Origin of the sequence: Labrenzia sp. R5_0 (genome assembly GCF_017743835.1) — a bacterium.
In the GTDB taxonomy this organism is placed as follows: domain Bacteria; phylum Pseudomonadota; class Alphaproteobacteria; order Rhizobiales; family Stappiaceae; genus Roseibium; species Roseibium algicola.
This window is the reverse complement of the sequence record NZ_JAGHRK010000002.1, coordinates 222340-244872: the sequence shown is the minus strand read 5'-3', so window position 1 is coordinate 244872 and position 22533 is coordinate 222340. Positions and strand designations below refer to the sequence as shown.

The 22533-nt window shown below is 59.6% G+C and carries 25 protein-coding genes; 7 read left to right on the top strand and 18 right to left on the bottom strand.

What is annotated here, in order from left to right:
* Positions 1–109: 109 nt before the first annotated feature.
* The 6 genes from J7447_RS09975 to purC form a co-directional block, all read right to left on the bottom strand.
* On the bottom strand, positions 110–364 hold the full coding sequence (locus J7447_RS09975; protein WP_209169516.1) for a DUF2164 domain-containing protein: 255 nt from the start codon (positions 362–364) through the stop codon (positions 110–112).
* 19 nt (positions 365–383) lie between these two features.
* Positions 384–1049: a phosphoribosylformylglycinamidine synthase subunit PurQ gene (gene purQ / locus J7447_RS09970; protein WP_023000880.1), complete on the bottom strand. Its 666-nt coding sequence runs from the start codon at positions 1047–1049 to the stop codon at positions 384–386.
* An 18-nt stretch (positions 1050–1067) separates the two neighbouring features.
* Positions 1068–1175 (bottom strand): phosphoribosylformylglycinamidine synthase-associated small membrane protein, encoded by a 108-nt coding sequence (locus tag J7447_RS31280; RefSeq protein WP_023000881.1) that lies wholly within the window; start codon positions 1173–1175, stop codon positions 1068–1070.
* Positions 1176–1203: 28 nt separating this feature from the next.
* Positions 1204–1446, bottom strand: coding sequence for a phosphoribosylformylglycinamidine synthase subunit PurS (gene purS, locus J7447_RS09965; RefSeq protein ID WP_031269246.1), 243 nt, complete (start codon positions 1444–1446; stop codon positions 1204–1206).
* A gap of 106 nt (positions 1447–1552) precedes the next feature.
* Positions 1553–2092, bottom strand: coding sequence for a hypothetical protein (locus tag J7447_RS09960; RefSeq protein WP_209169515.1), 540 nt, complete (start codon positions 2090–2092; stop codon positions 1553–1555).
* 121 nt (positions 2093–2213) lie between these two features.
* Entirely contained in the window at positions 2214–2978 is a 765-nt protein-coding gene (gene purC, locus J7447_RS09955; RefSeq protein ID WP_006932454.1) for a phosphoribosylaminoimidazolesuccinocarboxamide synthase, read from the bottom strand.
* Between the two features lie 307 nt (positions 2979–3285).
* Here purC and J7447_RS09950 point away from each other — a divergent pair, with 307 nt between their 5' ends.
* The 3 genes from J7447_RS09950 (at position 3286) to J7447_RS09940 (ending at position 5039) form a co-directional block, all read left to right on the top strand.
* Entirely contained in the window at positions 3286–3609 is a 324-nt protein-coding gene (locus tag J7447_RS09950) for a DUF1476 domain-containing protein (RefSeq protein WP_023000884.1), read from the top strand.
* 222 nt (positions 3610–3831) lie between these two features.
* Positions 3832–4638, top strand: a complete 807-nt coding sequence (locus J7447_RS09945; RefSeq protein WP_023000885.1) for an aldolase/citrate lyase family protein — start codon at positions 3832–3834, stop codon at positions 4636–4638.
* A gap of 185 nt (positions 4639–4823) precedes the next feature.
* A complete protein-coding gene (locus tag J7447_RS09940; RefSeq protein ID WP_055655054.1) occupies positions 4824–5039 on the top strand; it encodes a hypothetical protein in 216 nt (71 codons plus the stop codon).
* A gap of 6 nt (positions 5040–5045) precedes the next feature.
* Here the strand turns inward: J7447_RS09940 and J7447_RS09935 are convergent, their stop codons facing one another.
* The 5 genes from J7447_RS09935 to purB form a co-directional block, all read right to left on the bottom strand.
* Positions 5046–5600 (bottom strand): alpha/beta hydrolase, encoded by a 555-nt coding sequence (locus tag J7447_RS09935; RefSeq protein WP_209169514.1) that lies wholly within the window; start codon positions 5598–5600, stop codon positions 5046–5048.
* Positions 5601–5839: 239 nt separating this feature from the next.
* Positions 5840–6355, bottom strand: coding sequence for a BA14K family protein (locus J7447_RS09930; RefSeq protein WP_209169513.1), 516 nt, complete (start codon positions 6353–6355; stop codon positions 5840–5842).
* 94 nt (positions 6356–6449) lie between these two features.
* Complete coding sequence (locus J7447_RS09925; RefSeq protein ID WP_209169512.1) at positions 6450–7199, bottom strand: metallophosphoesterase family protein; 750 nt, start codon at positions 7197–7199, stop codon at positions 6450–6452.
* A 3-nt stretch (positions 7200–7202) separates the two neighbouring features.
* The gene (locus J7447_RS09920; RefSeq protein WP_062488387.1) at positions 7203–7604 is read right to left on the bottom strand and encodes a DUF4260 domain-containing protein; all 402 of its coding nucleotides are present in this window, start codon (positions 7602–7604) and stop codon (positions 7203–7205) included.
* A gap of 237 nt (positions 7605–7841) precedes the next feature.
* Positions 7842–9170 carry an adenylosuccinate lyase gene (gene purB / locus J7447_RS09915; protein WP_023000891.1) on the bottom strand — a complete coding sequence of 443 codons (1329 nt, stop codon included), beginning with the start codon at positions 9168–9170 and terminating at the stop codon, positions 7842–7844.
* 158 nt (positions 9171–9328) lie between these two features.
* Here purB and J7447_RS09910 point away from each other — a divergent pair, with 158 nt between their 5' ends.
* Entirely contained in the window at positions 9329–9811 is a 483-nt protein-coding gene (locus tag J7447_RS09910; protein ID WP_031269247.1) for an NUDIX domain-containing protein, read from the top strand.
* A gap of 18 nt (positions 9812–9829) precedes the next feature.
* Here J7447_RS09910 and J7447_RS09905 read toward each other — a convergent pair whose 3' ends face one another.
* The 5 genes from J7447_RS09905 to J7447_RS09885 all read right to left on the bottom strand — a co-directional run bounded on the left by J7447_RS09905 (position 9830) and on the right by J7447_RS09885 (position 14965).
* A complete protein-coding gene (locus J7447_RS09905; protein WP_209170127.1) occupies positions 9830–11407 on the bottom strand; it encodes an APC family permease in 1578 nt (525 codons plus the stop codon).
* A 311-nt stretch (positions 11408–11718) separates the two neighbouring features.
* Complete coding sequence (locus J7447_RS09900) at positions 11719–12018, bottom strand: GIY-YIG nuclease family protein (RefSeq protein WP_055655048.1); 300 nt, start codon at positions 12016–12018, stop codon at positions 11719–11721.
* A 336-nt stretch (positions 12019–12354) separates the two neighbouring features.
* Entirely contained in the window at positions 12355–13026 is a 672-nt protein-coding gene (gene rpe / locus J7447_RS09895; protein WP_209169511.1) for a ribulose-phosphate 3-epimerase, read from the bottom strand.
* A 121-nt stretch (positions 13027–13147) separates the two neighbouring features.
* On the bottom strand, positions 13148–13930 hold the full coding sequence (locus tag J7447_RS09890) for a DUF2259 domain-containing protein (RefSeq protein ID WP_209169510.1): 783 nt from the start codon (positions 13928–13930) through the stop codon (positions 13148–13150).
* A gap of 69 nt (positions 13931–13999) precedes the next feature.
* Positions 14000–14965 carry a sodium:proton symporter gene (locus J7447_RS09885; RefSeq protein ID WP_031269250.1) on the bottom strand — a complete coding sequence of 322 codons (966 nt, stop codon included), beginning with the start codon at positions 14963–14965 and terminating at the stop codon, positions 14000–14002.
* 101 nt (positions 14966–15066) lie between these two features.
* Here J7447_RS09885 and J7447_RS09880 point away from each other — a divergent pair, with 101 nt between their 5' ends.
* A complete protein-coding gene (locus J7447_RS09880) occupies positions 15067–16335 on the top strand; it encodes an FAD-binding oxidoreductase (protein WP_209169509.1) in 1269 nt (422 codons plus the stop codon).
* A 33-nt stretch (positions 16336–16368) separates the two neighbouring features.
* Here the strand turns inward: J7447_RS09880 and J7447_RS09875 are convergent, their stop codons facing one another.
* Positions 16369–16848 (bottom strand): Lrp/AsnC family transcriptional regulator, encoded by a 480-nt coding sequence (locus J7447_RS09875; RefSeq protein ID WP_006939550.1) that lies wholly within the window; start codon positions 16846–16848, stop codon positions 16369–16371.
* A 147-nt stretch (positions 16849–16995) separates the two neighbouring features.
* Here J7447_RS09875 and J7447_RS09870 point away from each other — a divergent pair, with 147 nt between their 5' ends.
* On the top strand, positions 16996–20517 hold the full coding sequence (locus J7447_RS09870; protein WP_228872550.1) for an indolepyruvate ferredoxin oxidoreductase family protein: 3522 nt from the start codon (positions 16996–16998) through the stop codon (positions 20515–20517).
* Between the two features lie 113 nt (positions 20518–20630).
* Here J7447_RS09870 and J7447_RS09865 read toward each other — a convergent pair whose 3' ends face one another.
* The gene (locus tag J7447_RS09865; protein ID WP_062488394.1) at positions 20631–20861 is read right to left on the bottom strand and encodes a hypothetical protein; all 231 of its coding nucleotides are present in this window, start codon (positions 20859–20861) and stop codon (positions 20631–20633) included.
* A gap of 450 nt (positions 20862–21311) precedes the next feature.
* Here J7447_RS09865 and J7447_RS09860 point away from each other — a divergent pair, with 450 nt between their 5' ends.
* On the top strand, positions 21312–22397 hold the full coding sequence (locus J7447_RS09860) for a DUF2336 domain-containing protein (RefSeq protein ID WP_023000900.1): 1086 nt from the start codon (positions 21312–21314) through the stop codon (positions 22395–22397).
* Positions 22398–22533: the final 136 nt, after the last annotated feature.

Genomic DNA, 22533 nt, shown 5'->3' with positions numbered 1-22533 from the left:
CTGGATCCCCGCCTTCGCGGGGATGACAAGGGCGAGGCGGCTTTTGTGTCGTGGGACGCGGGTAACGAGGACTGCGATGGAATATTCGCGCAACTAATCGACGTAAAGCTCAACCGCGATCCTGAACCGGTTTTTCCAGGGCGTAGAATTCGTCGTTGATGTCGTCGACCTTGCGGGCGAGCAGCACCTGGGCGTCCTTGAGGCCGAGGTTGTAGAACCTGGCCCCGAGGGATGGCGTCAGGAAATCGATCAGCAATTCGGCATCCATGTTGCCGATGTCGATGTCCAGGTCTGTTTCGAGATAATGCTTGATCTCGGAGGCGAGGCGGGTTCTGGCGTCCTTGTCGAGTGTCAGGTCCGTCATGTCCGCCTCCCGGATGGCTTCAGGCCGCTTCCAGCAGGCTTTCGAACAGGAGGCGCCCGTCGAGGCCGCCATTGAGCGGCTCGATCAGGTTTTCCGGGTGCGGCATCATGCCCAGAACGTTGCCTTTGGCATTCATGATGCCGGCAATGTTGTTGATGGAGCCGTTCGGGTTGGTGTCGCCCGCATAGCGGAAAACGACCTGGCCGTTGTCTTCGATCTGCTTCAGCGTGTCAGCGTCGGCGAAGTAGTTGCCGTCGTGATGGGCAACCGGGCAACGCCAGACCTGACCTTTTTCGAACTTCGAGGAAAACCTCGTCGCGGTGTTGACCGTTTCCATCAGGACTTCGCGACAGACGAAGGTGAGGCCGGCGTTGCGCATCAGGGCGCCGGGAAGCAGGCCTGCCTCGGTTAGGATCTGGAAGCCGTTGCAAACGCCGAGTACGGCGACGCCGCTGTCGGCCTTGGCAACAAGGTCCTTGAGGATCGGGGAGCGGGCTGCAATTGCACCGGAGCGCAGATAGTCGCCGTAGGAAAAGCCGCCGGGAACAACCACAAGATCCACATCCGGCAGGGTGCTTTCCGTGTGCCAGACGCTCTGCGGCCTGGTGCCGGTGATCAGTTCCAGTGCGTGGAACATGTCACGGTCGCGGTTGGAGCCGGGGAAAACGATGACTGCGGTTTTCATGTGGGCAATCCAGTCGGTTCAGAGCAGAACAAGTACGGCTATCAAGGCCGCGATTGCGGGCACCAGGATGAATATCGCCGCTTTGGTGGCCATGAAGATAAGGGCCGTGCGGGTATCGTCATCCATCGGTGGTGCCCCGGTGTCGAAGTTTCGGTCAGGCGATCTCGATCGCGTAGTTCTCGATGACGGTGTTGGCGAGCAGCTTTTCGCACATCTGCTCCAGTTCAGCCTTGGCGGCTTCCTTGTCGGTGCCGGTCAGTTCGACATCGAACACCTTGCCCTGACGAACGGAGCCGACGTCGCCGAAGCCGAGGCCGCCGAGCGCGCCTTCGATGGCTTTTCCCTGAGGATCGAGAACACCGTTTTTCAGGGTGACGATCACACGTGCTTTCATGATTGGGATCCCCGCAGCAGATTGCAGATTCTGCAGTTGAATGACTTTGGGGCTCCCCATACACGAGGAGCCCCATTTGCGAAAGGCCTGTGTGCAGAAAACCTGCGATTTACGGCAGGCGTTTGATCGTTGTCTGCTTCAGGAAGCGGTCGAGATTTGTCTTTGCCCTGGAGCTTGATGTCGCAAAGGAGGCAACGGTGCTGCCGCGGTCGTTTTGAATGATGATGCGTGCGGCAACATAGACGTTGCCTTTGTCCGTCCGGTACCTGGCAGTCATGTCGAAGCCGGAATAGGATTTGGTGACGACACGGCGATTGGTTTTGAGACGGACCTGCCCCTTCGAGGCCACGTTCGCAATGTTGCCGACGGCATTCATCAATTCAGCAGAGATCAGGTTTTGCCGGATGGCCGATTCCGTGTCGCCCTTGACCTCGATCGGACCCACAACGACAACTTCAGGCGATTTGCAGGTGGATGGCAGACAAACATAGACGGCCTTGTTGCCGTTCTGCTTGCTGGCCCAACCCTTGGGTGCAAAGCTGGAGGAAATGCTGCCGGGCTTCAGGCCCGTGGTTTGGCAGGCTGCAAGAAAGCCGCACAGAAGTGCAATCGATACGGACTTGAAAATGAAAGAAAATCTAAAAGACATAACGCCCCCTCGTTGAACAAGGGGGCGTCATAGTTTGCAATACCTTTGGTTGCAATACTGACGTTAGGGCCGTTAGCGGCGATTGCGCCGGCCTGTGTCAATACTGCATCAGCAGCGCGTCTTACTTGACCAGGGTCGGTCCGGAGCCCGCCGGACGCTCGCTGGTGATCATGATCCCCAGCCGCTTGGCAACTTCCTGATAGGCTTCCAGCATGCCGCCCATGTCGCGGCGGAAGCGGTCCTTGTCCATCTTGTCGTTGGTTTCGATGTCCCACAGGCGGCAGCTGTCCGGGGAAATCTCGTCGGCGACGACGATGCGCATCATGTCGCCTTCGAACAGACGGCCACATTCGATCTTGAAATCGACAAGACGGATACCGACGCCCAGGAACAGGCCGCACAGGAAATCGTTGACGCGGATGGCAAGCGCCATCATGTCGTCCAGTTCCTGCGGGGTGGCCCAGCCAAAGGCGGTGATGTGTTCTTCGGCGACCATCGGGTCGTTGAGCTCGTCGTTCTTGTAGTAGAACTCGATGATGGAGCGCGGCAGCTGCGTGCCTTCTTCCAGGCCCAGACGGGTGGCGATGGAACCGGCGGCGACGTTGCGCACGACCACTTCCAGCGGAATGATCTCGACTTCCCGGATCAGCTGTTCGCGCATGTTGAGGCGGCGAATGAAGTGAGTCGGGATGCCGATGGCATTCAGATGATTGAAGATATATTCGGAAATCCGGTTGTTGAGCACGCCTTTGCCGTCAACAATCTCGTGTTTCTTGTTGTTGAAGGCAGTTGCGTCGTCCTTGAAGTGCTGAACCAGGGTTCCCGGTTCCGGACCTTCGTAAAGGATCTTGCCCTTACCTTCGTAAATGCGCCGGCGGCGGTTCATAGGCTATACCGTATCTTTTAGAGAAACCTTTGACGGAACATGCTTACCTTGTCTGAAAATCCACCGGGACGTTTGTCGTCAACCGGCCGATGCTTGAAGGCAGCAGGCCCTGTTTTGCGGCGCGGAACTTAACCGAAGCCGGGCAAAAGTACAATCTTATGTTTCCGGAGAGTTCGCAGGGCGGTTATGCTTTTGACGCATGAGTGTACGTACTGCGTTGATTTGATCGGCTTGCGGGGATATGCAAGAGACCAAATCAGCCCCATATGGGGGGAAGTGCATCAGCGCAGTTCAGGAGACGATGAGTATGAGCACATTCGACAAGCGCGAGCAGGGGTTTGAAAACAAGTTTGCGCATGACGAGGAGCTGCGGTTCAAGGCAACCGCACGCCGCAACAAGTTGCTGGGTTTGTGGGCGGCAGGTCTTCTGGGCTTTGAAGGCGAGAAGGCCGACGAATACGCCAAGGAAGTTGTCCGGGCCGATTTCGAAGAGCCGGGCGAGGAAGACGTTTTCCGCAAGCTTCGCGAAGATTTCGACGCAAACAAGGTCGAGCAGTCCGATCATCAGATTCGTCGCACCATGGACGAACTGATGCACACGGCTGTCGACCAGTTGCAGAAAGAAGGCTGATCGAAGCTTTCTTCGATTGTCAGTTTCAAACGCCCGCCGGAAACGGCGGGCGTTTTTTTGTTTTGACGGGCATGATGACCGGCAAGTGGGGGCTTTTCCGGCCTGGAAGAAGAAAATCCCCATCTCCCTTTGCGTCAACCAAGCTCCCAGAATTGCAAAAACAGCGCTTGCGGTTGTGTCGGCGGACGGATTTGATACCTCCTCTATCGGAGGAGACGACCCGTGTCAGATAATGCCTTTCTTGCCGACAAGTTGCGTTCCGGAAAAGCCGTCATTACCGGCTGGTCCCAATTGTCCGCGCCCATGGTTCCGGAGTTGTTTGCGCGCTCGGGATACGAGGCGGTTACGCTCGATCTTCAGCACGGCATGTATGATTTCGCATCGGCGTGCGAGGCGATGGCAGCCATTGCTCTTGCCGGGGCGCACCGCATCGCCCGCATTCCCGTCGGTGACAACGCCCTTGCGGGACGGCTGATCGACATGGGGGCCGATTGCATCATCGCGCCGATGATCAATTCCCTTCGGGACGCGGAAACCTTTGCGCGGGCTGTCAAGTATCCGCCAATCGGCGACCGCAGCTGGTCGCCGTTCCGGGCAGCCATGCTGAGCGGCCAGACGCGGGACCAGTATCTCGAAAACGCCAATGCCCAGACCCTTGCCTTTGCCATGATCGAAACCCAGGACGCGATCGACGCGCTGGACGAGATCCTCAGCGTCGACAGTCTTGATGGCGTGTTTGTCGGTCCGAGCGATCTTTCCCTTGCGTTGTCGAAAGGCGCTTCGCTCGATCCGAATGGGGCACATACCGGCGAAGTTGCCGGTGAGATCGCGGAAAAGGCGCTCGCGGCCGGGAAACTTGCCGGGATATTCTGCCTCAACGCCGACAAGGTCGAGGAAGCCTATAATCAGGGGTTCCGGTTGATGTCACACGGCGTCGATACGCTCTTTCTTGATCATTCCGCCAGGGCGGCGCTCAAGGAAGTGGCCTGGCTGGCGGAGCAGGGCACAGGACCCGCCGCCGGATATTGATTTGCTCTTCTTGCGGAAGCTTGACCTGGGTCAATGTCATGGTTTCGATATTGCGAAAGTATTCAGATATCGAAACCGCGACGGTTCTGAGCTTCAACGACAAAGTTGATTATGTCTCATAATCAACCACTGTTGCCGCTGTAGCTCAGGACGGAGAACCGCCGCTTTCCCGATGGGAGATCCTCATGTGGAAACTGGCAATGATCCTGTTCATCATCATCGGCCCGACGCTTGCCGGCCTTGGTGCACTGGTTCCGTTATCGATCTACGGTGTCGGCACATTCAATGCTCTGCTGCTGGTCGGCGGCGCGGCGACAGGCGCCGCGATCGCCATTCCGGTGAGCTATTGGGTGGCCACGCGCCTCGGAGCGTTGATGGACGCTTCCTCTGCACGGACCTGACAGCCGTCAGCCGAGCTTCTTCATGAAATGGGCAAAGGACATCATGCCTTCCGGCCACGGGCCGTGGCCGCTTTCCAGGTTGATGTGACCGGCGGCTCCGGCGTCCTGGAAGGTGGTGCCCCAGACCTTGGCGAAATGCTCGGCACGAGCGTAGTCGCAATATGGGTCGTCCCGGCTGGCGACAAGATGCGCAGGGAAGGGCAACGGATGTTCGGGAATGGGCTTGAAGTCCCCGCCATCGAATTCCGCCACCAGCCCCTCGCGGTCCCAGTCGGAAGGAGCGACGAGATAGGCGCCGGCGATCTTGCCCTTCAGCGTATGAGCACCGTGGGCAACCAGAATGCAGCCAAGCGAATGTGCGACAAGCACAACGGGCCGTTCGGCGGCATCAACCGCTTTCACCAGCGTTTCCAGCCATTCCTTCTTGCTCGGACGATGCAGCTCTGCCTGTTTCACGACCCGGGCCGTCGGCATCTTGTCGCGCCAGCGCAACAGCCAATGGCCCGGCAGCGTCTGACCGTAACCTGGAACAAGCAGAATATCGGTGTCTGAAATTTTCACGGGCTACACCTTTTGCGTGGCTGTCGAAGATGTGCCGCTGTCTCGCAGTTTTTCCGGGCGCTTGTCAATCGCGGCAAGGAAGGTGACGGATGTTCGGAAGGCTGGAAGAAGCAACCGGCAAGCTACCGGCCTTCGGATCTCAGCGCCGTTTGCGTTCAAAGCCTTCGGGATGACGGCTGAGGCAAATGAAAGGAGCCGGCCCAAAGGACCGGCTCAATGTTTGTCTCCGACAGCTTAAATCACGGCCCATAGGGCGAGACGCATACACGGCGTGGTCCGTGATAGGGCTGGAAGCTGTTGTCGCCAGGGCGGTAAGACCGATAACGCTGACCACACCACTGATAGTGCGCCGGGCTGTAGCCACGGCCGTAGCGAGGCGGGGCGGCGTAGCGCGGGGGAGCTGCGTAGCGTGGTGGGGCCGCATAGCGGGGGCCGGGAGCAACGCCGAAGCCGAAGGCGAAAGCTGCCGGCGGGAACCACCAGCCGTTATACTGGCGATAGCCTTGGCGATATTTCCGGTAACCCCGGTGCCCGTTGTAATAGTGGCGTCCGTTACGATTGTTGTAGCCGCGATGCGGGTTATGACCTCTTCTGTGGTCAACCTTGAGGACGTTCGCCGGGGCTTCCGAATGCGTCTGAACCGGCACCGGCGCGGTATTGAGCAGTGGCAGTGGAGCGGCGAAGGCCGGCAAAGCCAGACTCACGGCAAGACCGCCGATAGCGGCGTGACTTAAAACGGATTTCCAGATCGACATCACATACTCCATGCTAATCATGGGTATAAAACGTGGAGCGCCCGGCTTCGTTCCCCGAAATGGTCATGCTCCGTCATTTGTGATCGCGAAGATCTCAGGAAAGTGGCCCGTAAAAACCGTGTTTCAGGGCCCGGGCCCAACCCGGACGCCCGTTCTTTTCCGCTTCGGCGGCTGCCGTATCCCAATCGTATGTCAGGATCTTTTCCTGAAAGTTCCATGCTCCGTGATTGTTTGTCATCAGGGCATAGCGGGCATGCGGACTGCCGGCCTCCATGACATGCCGGTGCGGATGGTCGTCTTCGTAGGACGGCAAGCCGACGCTGCCCGGATTGAGCAGGATCTGCCCGGTTTTCTGAAGTCGGATGACCCTGGGAATATGCGTGTGACCGCAGCAGATGACGGGAGCGGTTTCGCCCTTCAACTCGTCCAGCAAGGTCTGTTCGTCCGGCAGGTGTCCCTTCGGTCCCTCCACCTTTTCAGTCAGGTAGCGGTCATCGTTGTCCGGGGTGCCGTGGCACAGGAAAATCTCGTCCGTCAGGCGTATGGTCGGCTGACTTGTTGCCAGCCAGTCGCGGCTTGACTGTGAAAGACGCTCAGCGGCAAAGAAGTCGGTCGGTCCCATTTTGTCGATCGGATCGTCCAGGACGATGCGGTCATGGTTGCCGCGAACAGTCGGCCAGGCAGCCTCACGCAGGATGGCGGCAGTTTCCTCCGGCCAGAGCGGACCGGAAATGCAGTCACCCAGATTGACGATCAGGTCCGGTGCTTCCAGTTTCAGGTCTGCAAGCACGGCTTCAAGGGCCAGGACATTGCCGTGAATGTCCGAGACGACGGCGATTTTCATGATTCAGCTATCCTGACGGCCGATCCGGCCAAGGTGAGTGATCTTGAACCCTTCAGGGCTCTTCAGGCCGTAGCCCAGAACCCGGTCGAACGCAATGTGGGCGGTCCAGATGATCGCGATCGGAGCAAAATCCCAGAAGGCGTAGGGATCCAGATCATAATCCGTGAGCAGGACGCCAAGCCCCATCAGGAGGGCCGGGCCGATGTAGGTGTGAAAGAGATTGTAGATCAGGGCGCCAACGCGTGGATTGGCCAAGTAGCCCAGCATCGACAGGTCGGGCACCAGAATGAGGATGACAAACGTCAGCCACGGCGCCCCTGTCCAGAAATAGAGGACCAATGAAGCAATCAGGATAAAAAGCGCTTCGATGCGCTGCCAGGCAACAAGGGATTTTTCGCCGGACATCGCTTTACCTTCCGCGGAAAGAGAAGGGGAGGCCGATGCCTCCCCGAAGCCCGACTACAGACCTCGGATCGTCATCCCGGACGCAGCGAAGCGGAGATCCGGGATCGGGGAGCCGAGGTCTATCGGTCAAACTTCCTGTGCGAATACAAAATTCTGTGGCTCCCCGGTCCCGGCTCGCGCTTCGCTTGGCCGGGATGACGACGGAAAGTAAATTTACGCCGCCAAATGGCGGAAGACTTACGCTTCGCCGAACACCCGTTCGAAGATCACATCGACATTCTTGGTGTGGTAGCCGAGGTCGAAGCGGTCGCGGATTTCTTCTTCAGACAGATATTTGCGCACATCCGCGTCGTTCAGAAGTTCGGTCAGGAAGTCGACCGAGGCAGCACCTGCCACCTGGTAGCTGTCCCACACCTTCATGGCATTGCGCTGGACCAGACGGTATGCGTCCTCGCGCGACGAACCAGCCTGGGTGAGAGCGAGCAGGATACGCTGGGAGTGCACGAGGCCACCGAGACGGTCCATGTTGCCGATCATGCGCTCCGGATAAACCAGCAGCTTGTCGATGACGCCGGTCAGGCGGGCCAGAGCGAAATCCAGGGTGATGGTCGCGTCCGGGCCGATCATGCGCTCGACGGACGAATGCGAAATGTCGCGCTCGTGCCAGAGAGCCACGTTTTCCATTGCGGGAATGGAGAAACCGCGGACGATACGGGCAAGACCGGTCAGGTTTTCGGTCAGGACGGGGTTGCGCTTGTGCGGCATTGCCGACGAGCCCTTCTGGCCCTTGGAGAAGAATTCTTCCGCTTCCAGAACCTCGGTGCGCTGCAGGTGGCGGACTTCCGTTGCCACGCGCTCGATGGAGGAGGCGATCACGCCGAGGGTCGCGAAATACATCGCGTGACGATCACGCGGGATCACCTGGGTGGAGACCGGTTCGGCCTGGAGGCCCATGGCCTTGGCGACGTGTTCTTCCACGGCAGGATCGATGTTTGCGAACGTGCCGACCGCACCGGAAATGGCGCAGGTGGCGATTTCCTCACGAGCTGCCAGCAGGCGCTTCTTGCAGCGGTCGAACTCTGCATAGGCTTCGGCCATCTTCAGGCCAAAGGTTACCGGTTCGGCATGGATGCCGTGGGAGCGGCCGATGCAGACGGTATCCTTGTGTTCCATTGCCCGGCGCTTGATCGCGGCAAGCAGGGCGTCCATGTCGGCCAGCAGCATGTCGGTTGCCTTGACCAGCTGGACGTTGAAGCAGGTGTCGAGCACATCGGACGAGGTCATGCCCTGGTGCACGAAACGGGCATCCGGGCCAACGATTTCCGCCAGATGGGTCAGGAAGGCGATGACGTCGTGTTTGGTCTCGCGCTCGATCTCGTCGATGCGGTCGATGTCGAACGTGGCGCTGCCACCCTTTTCCCAAATAGTCTTGGCCGCTTCTTTCGGAATGACCCCGAGCTCGGCCAGTGCGTCGCAGGCATGGGCCTCGATCTCGAACCAGATGCGGAACTTCGATTCCGGCGACCAGATGGCAACCATGTCGGGACGGGAATAGCGCGGGATCATCGGCGAATGGACCTCGTATGTGGAAAATCTGGCTGCGGAATAGCAGAGGGGCGCTGCCCCTTCAATGCGGAGACGCGGTTTTTGCTTGCAGCAAAGTGCCCGAATGTGAATTTTACGGTGCACACGAGCGCGATGCGACTGTCTTTGAGGAGACACGGATGACAATCTGGCGGCCGGCTAACACGATTGCGGTCAAGGCTCTTGCCTTGATCTGGCAGGATGACGCGCTGCTTCTGTCAGACGTGCGGAACGATACGGGACGTATCACCGGCATGCGGCCGCTCGGCGGCACCGTGGAGTTTGGCGAGCCCTGGCGCGATACGCTCCAGCGTGAGTTCCTGGAAGAACTGGGAGCAAGGATCACTCTGCTCGACGAGTATATCGTCATGGAGAACATCTACGATCATCATGGTGTCGCAGGCCACGAGATCGTTTTCCTGTGCCACGCCCATTTTACCGACAACAGCTACTACCGGACCGATACCATCGTTTACGAGGTGAACGATGACACGGTTGGGACGGCACGCTGGATCACGCTTGACGAACTGGCCGCCAAGGGTCTTGAGCTCTATCCCTCCGGTTTGAAGGACAAGCTGCCAGGGCAGGCGGGGAAACCCGTTCCGGGCCGCCGTTTCAGCTAGGCTGGATCCTGAAAGGCCTCACGCGCCGTCGCCGTATTCCATCCGCTCGTCAGCCTTTTCCTCGGCCATGTAGAGATCGAACTTGTCCTGGCGAAGGCGCAGACGCACCGCAAGGATGTAGACCGCCACTGCCAGAGCAGAAACCACGGCGATATCCGGCCCGACCGGCAGGTAGCCCAAGCCGCCGCCGAAGGAACCAAGCCAGGAAATGAGCACAAGACCTGCAAGATAGGGAGCAAGCCAGGCCGCCTCGCGCCAGTCCAGGCTGTCGAAGCCGCCTCTGCTGTTGCGGTAGATCATCAGCAGGAAACCGATGACCAGGCAGACGCCCAGATGCAGCATGGTGTCCCAGCCGCTCCAGTAGATGATCAGGCTGGCGACGACGAAGGCAAGACACCCGGTGACAGGAGCGGCCGGCAGCACGAAGGCGCGCGGGGCGTCGGCCATCAGCTGGCGGAAGGCCAGCACGGCGACAGGGCCGACGACGAAAGACAACACGATGGATGACGTGTTGAGGGCGAGCACTTCGTTGAATGGCAGAATGAAGAAGAACAGAGCCGAGACAACGAAGTTGATCAGCAAAGCGAACAGCGGCACGCCGCGCGCCGAAAGGGTTTCCATGAACTTCGGAAAGAGACCGTTCTGGGCCATGGCAAGGCCGAGGCGGGCATTCGACCCGACGGACACAAGCGCCGAGGCAAAACTGGAGATGCGGGCACTGCTGTCCAGAATGCTGACGATCCAGAGCGCGCCGACGGCGGTCGCAAGGGCCGCCATGGGCCCCAGCTCGCCCGGGAAGCTGAGCGCCGCCCAGCCTTGCTTGAGCTGTGACTGATCAAGGGCGCCTAGGAAGGCGAGCTGCAGCCCGCCGTAGATCAGCAGGCAGACGACCAGGCTGATCACCAGCGCCAGCGGCACGTTCACCTTCGGATTGCGGGCTTCCCCGGCCATATCGATCACGTGGCGGAACCCGATCAGGGCGAAGATCACGCCGCCGGTTGAGATCGCCGACAGGATGCCCTTCAGTCCCTCGGGGGCAAAGCCGCCGTATTCGCTGAAATTGGCGTATCGGAACTCGGAGGTGAGGATTACGGCGGCCAGTCCGGCCGGAACAAGGATCTTGACCCAGGTGAGCGCCGTGTTGAGACGGGCAAAGAAGCGGACGCCAAAGGCATTGAGAACCGTGAAGACCGCCAGCAGGACGCAGGCAACCGCCAGACCGGCAGGGCTGAGGAGTCCGTCTGACCCGTAAAGCCAGGGCGCAAGGCTCTTCGAGTAGCGCAGTACTGCCTCCACCTCGATGGTGGCGGTGGTGTTGTAGCCAACCCAGGCCGTCCAGCCCATTGTCATGGAGACGACCGACCCGTGGGAGAAATGCGGCACACGGCCGATGCCGCCTGCAACCGGCAGGATCGCCGCGATCTCGGCGAAGGTCGCGGCAAGAAGCAGCATCGCGAAGCCGCCGATCATCCAGGCGATGAGTGATGACGGCCCGGCAGCTTGCGCAGCCATCAAGGGCGCGAACAGCCAGCCAGATCCGAGAATTCCGCTGATCGCCACAAAGGTGAGGCTCAGCAGACCGATACTGCGTTGCATATGCGCCAAGACGATTCCCCCAGTCTTTAACGGGGAGAGCTTAACCGAGGGAATGTCTCGACGGAAAGACGCGTTGCGGAAGTAATTGCTTCGCGACCGGTAGTCGTGGGTGAAACCGGTACCTGTAGCCCATCTTTCGAGACGGACCTGACGGTCCTCCTCAAGATGAGGGTGTTTGTGTGGGAAGTCTGAGGTGAAAGCTGTCTCTGGGCCTGAAAACATCAGAGCTCTAGAGCATTAGAGCGTCAAACCGTTCCACCACCTCATCCTGAGGAAGCGCGAAGCGCCGTCTCGAAGGATGGGCCACTCGTTCAATTTTTTGATGCGGTTTCACCCCGTTTCGACAGCGCGGGAAGCAGGTCGAACTCACCTTTGATCAAGGCTTCTTTCTTGTCACGCCGCCATCCTTTTACCTGGCGTTCGCAGGCAATCGCGTCGGTGAGCTGCTCGAATTCGCAATTGAACACCAGTTCAACCGGTCGGTAGCGCGCTGTGTAACCGTCGTACGTTCCTTGCTGATGTTCACTAACTCGGCTCGCGAGATCCTTTCGCGTGACGCCTGTGTAATAGCTGCCGTTCGAACATCTGAGGATATAGAAAGTAACCTTCATAGATGCTGGATATCATGGCTTGGACAAATAGTGGACGGGCCGGTTGAGGGCGTGGCCCATCCTTCGAGACGGACCTGGCGGTCCTCCTCAGGATGAGGGTGTTTGTGTGGGAAGTCTGAGGTGCAAGATGCCTCCCAGCCTCCCAGCCTCCCAGCCTCCCAGCCTCCCAGCCTTGATGCCACCCACCACCTCATCCTGAGGAAGGCCAAAGGCCTGTCTCGAAGGATGGGCCGCTTGCTCAGCCTGTGGCAGCGTTTCCTTTAAAAAAGTGGTCGCCTTATGGGTGCCTAGTCCACGACGTATGACCCGGGCACTCGATAAGAGCTAGCGCCGCCTTCAAGCCTTTTCCGCGGCCTTGCGGATCGCCGAGATATTGCCGGCATAGCTTTCGATCGTGCCGCCCTTAAAGACTGCGGATCCTGCCACCAGCACATTGGCACCAGCCGCTGCAACGAGGGGGGCGGTTTCGGGGGTGACGCCACCGTCGATTTGGAGGTCGATCGGACGGTCACCGATCATCTGGCGGATGCGGCGGGTCTTTTCGACCTGCGACTGGATGAATTTCTGACCGCCGAAACCCGGGTTGACCGTCATCACCAGAATGAGGTCCAGCCGGTCGAGAACATATTCAATGACGCTTTCCGGGGTCGACGGGTTCAGAGAGACACCGGCCTTCTTGCCCAGGTTGCGGATTGCCTGCAGAGACCGGTCGAGATGCGGGCCGGCCTCGGCATGAACCGTGATGATGTCGGAACCTGCCTTTGCAAAGGCTTCCAGGTAGGGATCGCAGGGAGCGATCATCAGGTGGGTGTCGAAGATCTTGTCCGTGTGCGGGCGCAGCTTGGCGATGACATCCGGGCCGAAGGTGATGTTCGGCACGAAGTGGCCGTCCATGACGTCGAGATGGATCCAGTCGGCTCCCGCTTCCACCACGTCGCGGACTTCCTGGCCGAGTTTGGAAAAATCGGAGGCGAGGATGGAGGGGGCAATCTTGACGTCGCGCGGCATGGCAAACTCCCGGACAGGCCAGACGGGCCGTTATCGTCCCGTTTTCTGATGTTGCCGCCGCGCTAGCACTTCTGATGCGACTGGGCAAGATACCCGAGCCGGCCTCAATCGGTTTAGAAGCTCAAAGACGTCCCGTTATCGCCAGATATCTGCGGTCCGGTCCTTCGAAGCCGAGGCTGTCCATCTGGATCAGCACGGCAAAGACGGGCGGGGCTTCATCGGGGAAATGGGTGACGATGCGCTCGATCCGGTAAGCCAGTGGGCAACGGCGGCTTTCAGGCACGGTGTTGTCCTCGTTGAGGATGCGGGTGACACCATTGTGGACCATGGTCAGGCGGAAGCCCTTGGTCTCGGCGCCGTAGCTCTGGCACTGGGCATTCGGCAGGGGGTATTCCGACAGGGTGAGGTCGATTGGATCGTCACCGGACAGGAAGGTGACGCGCGGGGCAACCAGCATCTTGTGGGGATCGGATGTCAATTCCGTGCGAGGATTGAAGCCGACCGTCTGGCCTTTACCGGCAATGGCCTTGTCCTGGAGCAGCGGCTGGGCGGCAAGACGGTTCTCCGCCCTGGTCTCCGACAGGGCGTTGTCGGCTGCATCACCCGGACCCGTGTCGACATCCTTGCGCAGGCGAAAAGGGGACGGCGGCACCCAAGTATCGCCGATCACATCGACAACGAAGATCTCAGAATAGGGGAAGCCGGATCCGTCCTGGACGCCGAACTGCTCAAAGGCGAAGAAATCGCCGTTCCTGGAAAAGCCGAGAAGCTGAAGCTCTGCCGTGTCTCCAGCCATTGCAGCCGGGGCGAGGCTTGCACCGGCAAGCAGGAGCGTTGCGGCACACAGAAGACTGCGGCCCGCCGATGAGCACAGGGATTTGACGGTGGATGGCAGAACGGACACGGCACTTTCCTCACGCGAAGTGTTTGACCTGGCTAGTGGTAAGCCTAGCACGTTCGCCTGTCAGGTGTGCTACGTCACAGTTTTCACGTTCAGACGGCAGAACACCCGTACAAACGGTTTCAGGAACAGGGGCAGGATGTAGATCGGAAACTGGCCGACAGCGAACCAGAGCCAGGTGAATTCCGGCAGGGTGCCACCGAAGGCGGCGACCATCAGTCCCATGTTTCTGGTGCCGCACGTATGGGCGATTGCATATGCGTCTTCTCGGGTCGCCGGTGAGAACAGCAGCAGGCTGAGCGCAATCTGTACCAGTGCGAGGCAGAAGGTGATGGCGGTAAGGCCCAGCGTGAACAGTGGTTTTGCGGCAAAGCTTGCGGCGACACCGTCCATGGCAGCTATGGCAAAGACCAGCAGCAGCAGCACATTGAGACCGCTGATGTGGTGGGAGGAGCGAGCCAGGCGCTCTTCACCGGCCAATTTGCGAAAGGCGATCGAGACCGCAAAGGCGCCTGCAAGCAGCAGGGAGAGCTGGATGGCAAGGCCGCCGACGCTGAGAGGCAGGGCAGGCCCGAGCATCAACTCGCCGATGAAGGGGGCCGTCAGCGGGGTGATGATCAGAGCGGCAACAGAAAGCGCGAGACTGAGGGTGCCATCAAGGCCGAGCAAATAGATGAAGGCAGGAGCCGCCATCACCGGGGGAGCGGCGGTTGCGATGAAAAGGGCCAACATCACATCGGGGCCAAGAGCCTTCAGGCCGGAAAGATCGATCAGCAGCCACGTCAGCAGGGGCGCGCCGAGCATCATCCACAGGAGGGCGGCAATCAGAAGCGTGGGACGACGCAGGCGCATGCGGATCGCGAAGGTGTCGACCCGCAGAAAAGCCAGGGTCAACAGGCTGAAGACGGCAACGGTCAGGTAGGGCCGCAGATAGGCGGACAGCGCCGGCAAGGCCATGCCGATGAAGATACTCACAGCAAGGGCGGCCGTTCCGTTGCGCCCGATCCATGCCAAGCCTGCACCACACCATCGAATCATCTTAAGTTGTCCTTTGAACCGCGAGTTGTGGCAGGCACTTCCGCGCCTCTTAAAGGATCCGGACCTCGGACGCCAGTATTAGGGCACCGTCCGGAACAGGCATGACAGCAAAAACCAGGCAAACGCAATCCTTCGACGTGATGGTGCTCGGCGCCGGTATCGTCGGTGTGTCAACGGCACTGCATCTGCAGCGGCTGGGCCTGTCCGTTGCGCTGATTGACCGCAAGCACCCGGGCGAGGAAGCTTCCTTCGGCAATGCCGGGATTGTCCAGCGCAACGGCTTCGTACCGCATGCGGTGCCGACGAATCCGCTCACGCTTCTGGGGATTCTTTTCGGCCGCTCAAGTGCCGTTTCGCTGGATATGGCCACCTTACTGCGGCTGTTGCCGTGGCTGCGCCAGTTCCATGCAGCCGGCAATGCCCGCGGGGTTGAGGCCTATTCGCGGGCGATTGCTCCGTTGCGAGCCTTCGCCGTCGAGGAGCATCTGGACCTGGCGCATGCGACCAATGCCAACCGCTTTTACCGCCAGGGGGGCTGGCTGCATCTTTACCGCTCGGAGACTGCCTTCCAGGCAAGCGAGACCGAACGCCAATACGCGCGGGTGTTTGGCGTTTCCTATCGGGAAATGTCGGCTGGCGAGATCGGAACGCTGGAGCCTGGCCTGACGGCGCAGGGGCTGAGAGGCGTTCATTGGCCGGAAAGTTGTTCGGTGTCCAATCCCGGTGCCGTGGTCGATGCTTTCTGGCGGGGATTCGTGCATGACGGGGGCGGGTATTTCCGCGCCGATGCGATGAAGCTGAAGCAGGAGCGTGGCGGCTGGCAAATCGAGGGGGAACGCGGCACATTGTTTTCCCGCCAGGCAGTGGTTGCCCTCGGCGCCTGGACCGCGGATCTGCTGGCACGCCTTGGAGAAACCTATCCGCTTGCAGTCAAGCGTGGCTACCACATGCATTATCGTCCGTTGTCCGGGGCGTCCCTGTCACGACCGGTTGTGGATGTCGAAAACGGCTTCGCCCTGACACCGACGGACAATGGCATTCGCCTGACCACTGGCGTCGAACTGGCCGAGCGCGATGCCCCGCCCAATCCGGCGATTGTCAAGCTGGCGAAACGACGGGCCGAGGAAATTTTTCCGCTTGGACGGGCGTTACAGGAACAGCCGTGGATGGGAAGCAGGCCGTGCCTGCCGGATTCGCTGCCCGTGGTTGGTCCGTCTGCAAAGATCCCGGGCCTGTGGCTCAACTTCGGCCATGCTCATGACGGTTTCACGCTCGGGCCGGTGACGGGACGGCTGCTGGCCAGCATGATTGCGGGCAAGCAGCCTTTTCTGGACCCGGCGGGGCTGTCTGCGTTGCGGTTCGCCACCTGAGCGTCTAACCTGGCGGTCGTTCAAGGTCGGATGTCAGCTCTCGCGCAAGGGCAGGGCGACGGTATCCTTCACCGTATTGACGACGATGCGAGACTGCACATCGGACACGAGCGTATTGTCCAGCAGCTTCAAACGCAGAAAATTGTCGTAGGTTTTGATATCATCCGTCACAACCTTGATAAGATAGTCGACGGCACCGGTGATGCGCTCGCACGTCACGACCTCGGGCCAATGGTGGACCAGCTTGTCGAATGTTTCCATGTTCTCGCGGCTGGGAACCGCAAGCTTGACGAACGAGTAGGCCACGAAGCCAAGACCCACAGATTCGCGGTCGATGATGGCAGTGATCTGGCGGATGATTCCCTGTTCCTTGAGGCGCTTGATCCGGCGCCAGCAAGGCGTCTGGCTCATGCCCGCTTCCTTTGCCACTTCGGCAATGGAGAGCGACGCATCCCGTTGCAGTACACGCAGAACACGTATGTCCGACGGGTCGAGAAGATATTTATCTGTCATTGGATATTTTAGGAATTTTTATTCTGCCTCTGGGTGATTGGCCGTGACGATAGCACAGAAATTGCCTGAGAAAAGGATGATATTACCTATTATGTGAGGTTGCCGCCGGGGGACATTGCCCCAGATGTCGGTTGAGGAGGAATTCGGATGAACGTGCACATGCCAACCGTTACCCTGGAGGACAAATACGTCGCCACGGAAGGACGGGTCTATCTGACAGGCATACAGGCGCTTGTCCGGCTGGCGCTCGATCGGGCGCGCATGGACCAGTTGGCCGGCCTGAAAACGGGCGGCTTCATTTCCGGCTACCGGGGATCGCCGCTTGCCGGTTACGACACAGAGCTGATGCGGGCTCATCGCCACCTCAAGGGGTATGACGTCGTCTTCAAGCCGGGCGTCAACGAAGAGCTGGGCGCGACCGCAGTTTGGGGCAGCCAGAAGCTGCGCGGCGAGGGCGGTGTTGGACGGGCGACCTCTTACGACGGCGTCTTCGGCATCTGGTACGGCAAGGCGCCGGGCGTCGACCGTGCCGGCGATGTGCTGCGTCAGGCCAACGCTTCGGGCACCGACCGCAACGGCGGTGTGCTTGCCTTGGCCGGTGATGATCACCTTGCAAAATCCTCCATCCTGCCGGCGCAGAGCGAGTTCTATTTCGAGCATGCGGAAATTCCGGTCCTGAACCCGGCCGATATCCAGGATGTTCTCGACTACGGCCTGCACGGCCTGGAAATGTCCCGCTTCACCAGCCTCTGGACGGCCCTGATCTGCGTTGCCGACACGATGGATGCATCGGCAACGATCAATATCTCTCCGAACAGGCTGCGCATGGTGCGTCCGCTGGAAGGCGATCCGCGCAAGGACTATCACCAGAACCGCGATCTTCTTCTGGGCAACCGCCTGGAGACAGAGCGTCTGGTGCGCGATCTTCGTATTCCTGCGGCTCAGGCCTATGTGCGGACAAACGGTCTGGACCGGGTCACCTTCGGAACGAGGACCAATCCCAAATACGGCATCGTTGCTTCCGGCAAGGCCTACCGGGATCTGCTGCAGGCACTCGACCTGATGGGCATTACAGAGGACTTTGCCAAGGCGCTGGGCCTCGGGGTTTACAAGGTGGCAATGAGCTGGCCTCTGGAGCCGCTCGGCCTGCGTGATTTCGCCCGTGGCACAGAACGTTTGCTGGTGGTGGAGCACAAGCGCGCGTTCATGGAATCCCAGATCAAGGACATCTCCTATCACTGGCCGGAAATGAGCCGGCCGGAAATCTGGGGCAAACGCCGTCCGGACGGGACACCGTTCCTGTCCGACGTTCTGGAACTGTCCGTTGCCGAGCTGATCGAAGGCCTCATGACCTGGCTGCCGGGCGACGTGGTTTCGGAAGAAATGCGCGCCGTTGCCAACCGGATGACCAAACAGGCCATGTGGGCCCAGGGCCATGCGGAACGCGCTGCCCGTATTCCCTACTTCTGCTCAGGCTGCCCGCATTCCACGTCGACCAAGACACCGGAAGGCTCCCGCTCGCTGCCGGGCATCGGCTGCCACGCGATGACGGAAATGGCCGGCCGGACAACGGAAGGCCAGATTGCGATGGGCGGCGAGGGTGTCTTGTGGGTCGGGCAGCAGCCTTTCTCCGGCGACAGCCACGTCTTTGCCAACGTCGGCGACGGCACCTACTTCCATTCCGGCATCCTGGCGATCCGGCAGGCGCTCGCCTCCAACGTCCCGATCACCTACAAGATCCTCTACAACGACGCGGTTGCCATGACCGGTGGCCAGAAGGTGGACGGCCAGCTGACCGTTCCGCAGATCACCCGTCAGCTGGAAGCCGAAGGCGTCGAGCGGATCGCGGTGGTTTCGGAGAACCCGGACAGCTACGGCTCCTGGACGCCGCTTGCCCCGGGAACCAAGATTCACCATCGCGACGAACTGATGGAGGTTCAGGAAGAGTTCCAGACCTTCAAGGGCGTGTCGGTGATCGTTTACGACCAGACCTGCGCCGCGGAAAAGCGCCGCCGGCGCAAGCGCGGGCAGTTTCCCGATCCGGACATGCGCCTCTTTATCAATGACCGGGTGTGTGAAGGCTGCGGAGACTGTTCCGTGCAGTCCAACTGCCTGTCGGTGGAGCCACTGGCAACGCCATTCGGTGAAAAGCGCGTCATCAACCAGTCGAGCTGCAACAAGGACTTCTCCTGTATCAAGGGGTTCTGCCCGTCCTTTGTCGAGATCAACGGTGCTGCACTGAAGAAGCCGAAGAAGGCGGATGTCGATATCGACACCCTGGTGGAAACCCTGCCGCTGCCGACGCTTGCCTCGCTTGATCGCACCTGGAACACGCTGGTGGCCGGTATCGGCGGCATGGGCGTGACCACGATCAGTGCGATCCTGGCTATGGCGGCCCATGTGGATGGCAAGCAGGCCTCCACGCTGGACATGACCGGCCTTGCCCAGAAGGGTGGCCCGGTGACGTCTCACGTGCGTTTTGCGGCGGGCAACAGGTCGATTGAAGGTCCGCGGGTTCCGGCAGCCAGCCTCGACCTTCTGATCGCGAGTGACATGGTGGTGGCCGCGAATGCAGATCAGCTCGCGCTCGCTCATCGTGGTCACACGATGACCGTTGCCAACACCAAGGTGGCCCCGACTGCGGAATTCGTGCTGAAGCAGACGCTTTCCTTCGATGAAAAGCAGATGGACAGCGCCCTGCGCAAAGCCTCCGGCACATATCTGCCTGTCAATGCTGCAGACATTGCCGAGAAGCTTCTGGGTGATGCCATCTATGCCAACATGCTGCTGGTCGGCATGGCTTTCCAGAGTGGCGCATTGCCGGTCTCGGACTATGCCATCGAAACCGCGCTGGAACTCAACGGCGCGTCGGTGAAGAACAACATCAAGGCGTTCCGTGCAGGCCGCGTGCTGGCTGCAGATCCGGAAAAACTGCTCAAGGCCCTGCCGTCGGAAGCAAAACAGCGTGTCTTTACCGTGGATGAGAAGATTGCCTTCAATGCCCAGGAGCTGACTGCCTATCAGGATGCGGCCTACGCACAGCGTTATCTGGATCTGGTCGGCAAGGTCAAAGAGGCTGACGAAGCGCATGGTCCGGGCACGTTCCGCCTGACGCAGACTGTGTCCGACATGCTCTTCAAGTTGATGGCCTACAAGGACGAATATGAAGTCGCGCGGCTTTATAGCGATCCCGCCTTCAAGGAGAAGATCGCGCAGCGTTTTGAAGACCCGAAGAAGCTGAAGGTTCATCTGGCGCCGCCGTTCCTCGCGCATCGCAAGGATCCAAAGACCGGCCGTCCGCAGAAGATTGCCTTCGGACCCTGGATCTTCTCCGCGTTCAGCTTCCTGGCGAAGTTCAAGGGCATGCGCGGCAAATGGTACGACCCGTTCGGCCGTACGGCGGAACGCAAGACCGAGCGCGCGCTCATCAGCCAGTATGAGGGCGATATTGCCGAGATCCTGAAGCGGCTGCCGGAAGGACACTACGGCCTGTTGGTCGAGCTCGCCCGGGTTCCGGATCTTATCCGCGGGTTTGGTCCGATCAAGGATGACAACATCGAAAAGGCGACTGAAAAGCGCCGTGTGCTTCTGGAGCAGCTCGACAGAAGCAACGACGGCGGTTCGGACAACAAGACCGGCACCAAGGAGTTTCTGGCGGCAGCCGAATAAAGGCTGAGCAGGAACAGCAAAAAACCGGCGCCGCAAGGTGCCGGTTTTTTTATGTCTTTTGCTCCGGGTGAAGTCGCTGCAATCCTGAAACGGAAGGCAAGTCCATGGACGAGCTAGCGCCAGGGGCCGCTAATGATCGGCCGCCGCCGGTTTTCTTCGCGGGCTCTCAAATCGTTGTCGCTAAGGACATCGAAAAGAAGATCGTCCGGAATGGATTGATGGCTGGATCGGCGGGAAAGGGCCTTGCCGAGTTTCCGTCGCAGGAGGGCCGCCAGTTGATAGAGACCGCGGGTGCGGGAGGGCGGTATGGCGGCGACACGGGGAAAACGGACCACGGAGGACATGGCTGGCTCCAATAAAGAAATATATTGCTTTCTTTATTTAGATTGCGCCTGGTGAAGGGTCAATAAGAAAAGGAAAATATTTCTTTATCTCGTGCGCTGCCGATGGGCACGCCCCTGTCCAGAGGCCTTGCGGCGCAACGAATGTATTTAAACCAGTCGCAATTTCTGACCTTCGGAGGCTATTGAAACGGCCCTTGAAAATCTTTTTTCGGAAAAAATATTCGGATTTCAACGGGATAAAAAAGTGACTTCGAGCGGGGAGCGAAGCGGTCAAAATTGTTACATTTCAATGACATGTAATGAATACATGCGATATAGTTAGAATTGTTCTCAAGTTTTAAAAAAAGACAATTACATTCTGGAAAAGCGCGTTTCGACCTTCTTTAAAACTCATCGTCATTTTCTGTACCAACGCCAAACCGGCACACTTGTGAAAATTGGTAATGGAACATGACTGAAGCGTTGAAAACAGAACTGGTGAACTTCTCGGAGCTGACCGGTGAAGCTGGCAGCGCCCGGAGGGCCGAACTGGCCCGGCATGTCGCAACCCTGTTTGCCCTGACCTCCGATCGGTGCTCCGACGAGCAGGTCGATATTTATGACTCCGTCCTCTTGCGGCTTGTCGACATGGTGGAAGACGAAGTTCGCCGTTATGTCGCTGACCAGATGTCCAGCCTGAGACGCGGTCCGGAAGAAACCATCCGCCGTCTGGCCGATGACGAGATCGAGGTAGCTGAGCCGATCCTGCTGCGCTCCACCGTGCTGCGGGAGGCCGATCTGATCAAGATCGCCGAAAAACGCGGCAATGCGCACCGGTTCGCCATCGCACAGCGCGAAGTTCTGTCTGAAGAGCTGACCGATGTGCTGGTGCGTCGCGGTGATCTGAAGGTCAAGCGCAAGGTGGCCAGCAACGATGGCGCCTGCCTGTCGGATGCATCGATCATGGCCCTGATCAGCGATGCTGCCTCCGATGCGACGCTGCAGCTTTCCTTGAGCGAGCGTGCGGATCTTGCCGAAGCGCATATTGCCAGCCTGATCTCGGTTGCCAGCGAGGAAGTCCGGCGGAAGCTGCATGCAACCGGCCGTGGTCACGAAGCCGAGCGGGTAGAGGAAGCTGCCGATATCGCCGCACAGCGCATGTCCAACCAGTATTGGCTGGGCCGCTACGACTTCGAAACAGCGCGCAGCCGGGTACTGCTGCTGGCCAAACGCGGGATGGTCAATGAGGCCGCCCTGCGCCGGTTCGCCTCGGAAGACCGGTTCGCGGAAGCGGTTGCCACCTTTGCCTGGCTGGTGAGATGCGGTGTCGAGGAAGTCAGCCACTGGATGGTGCGCCCCGATCCGGAGCCGTTCGTCATCCTTGCCAAGGCTTCCGGCTTCTCCTCCATCACCGTGGGTTCCCTGCTGGCCATCGGCCCCTGGCGCCACCGCCTGACACCGGATGTGCGCAGCGATGCCATGGCCATGTTCGAGCGCATGACGATCGCCGAAGCCAAGCGCAAGATGGCTCATTGGAACAACACCGTTCTGCACTGACACAATTAAGCAAGGCGCCTCCTGCCTGCATGTAAGGCCCGGTTCGAAAGGATCGGGCCTCTTCTTTTTCAGCGCCTTGCGAAAAGCCGGCTTTCTTTCAAATGGCACAGATCCGTGCCAAGAAAGACGGGGATCC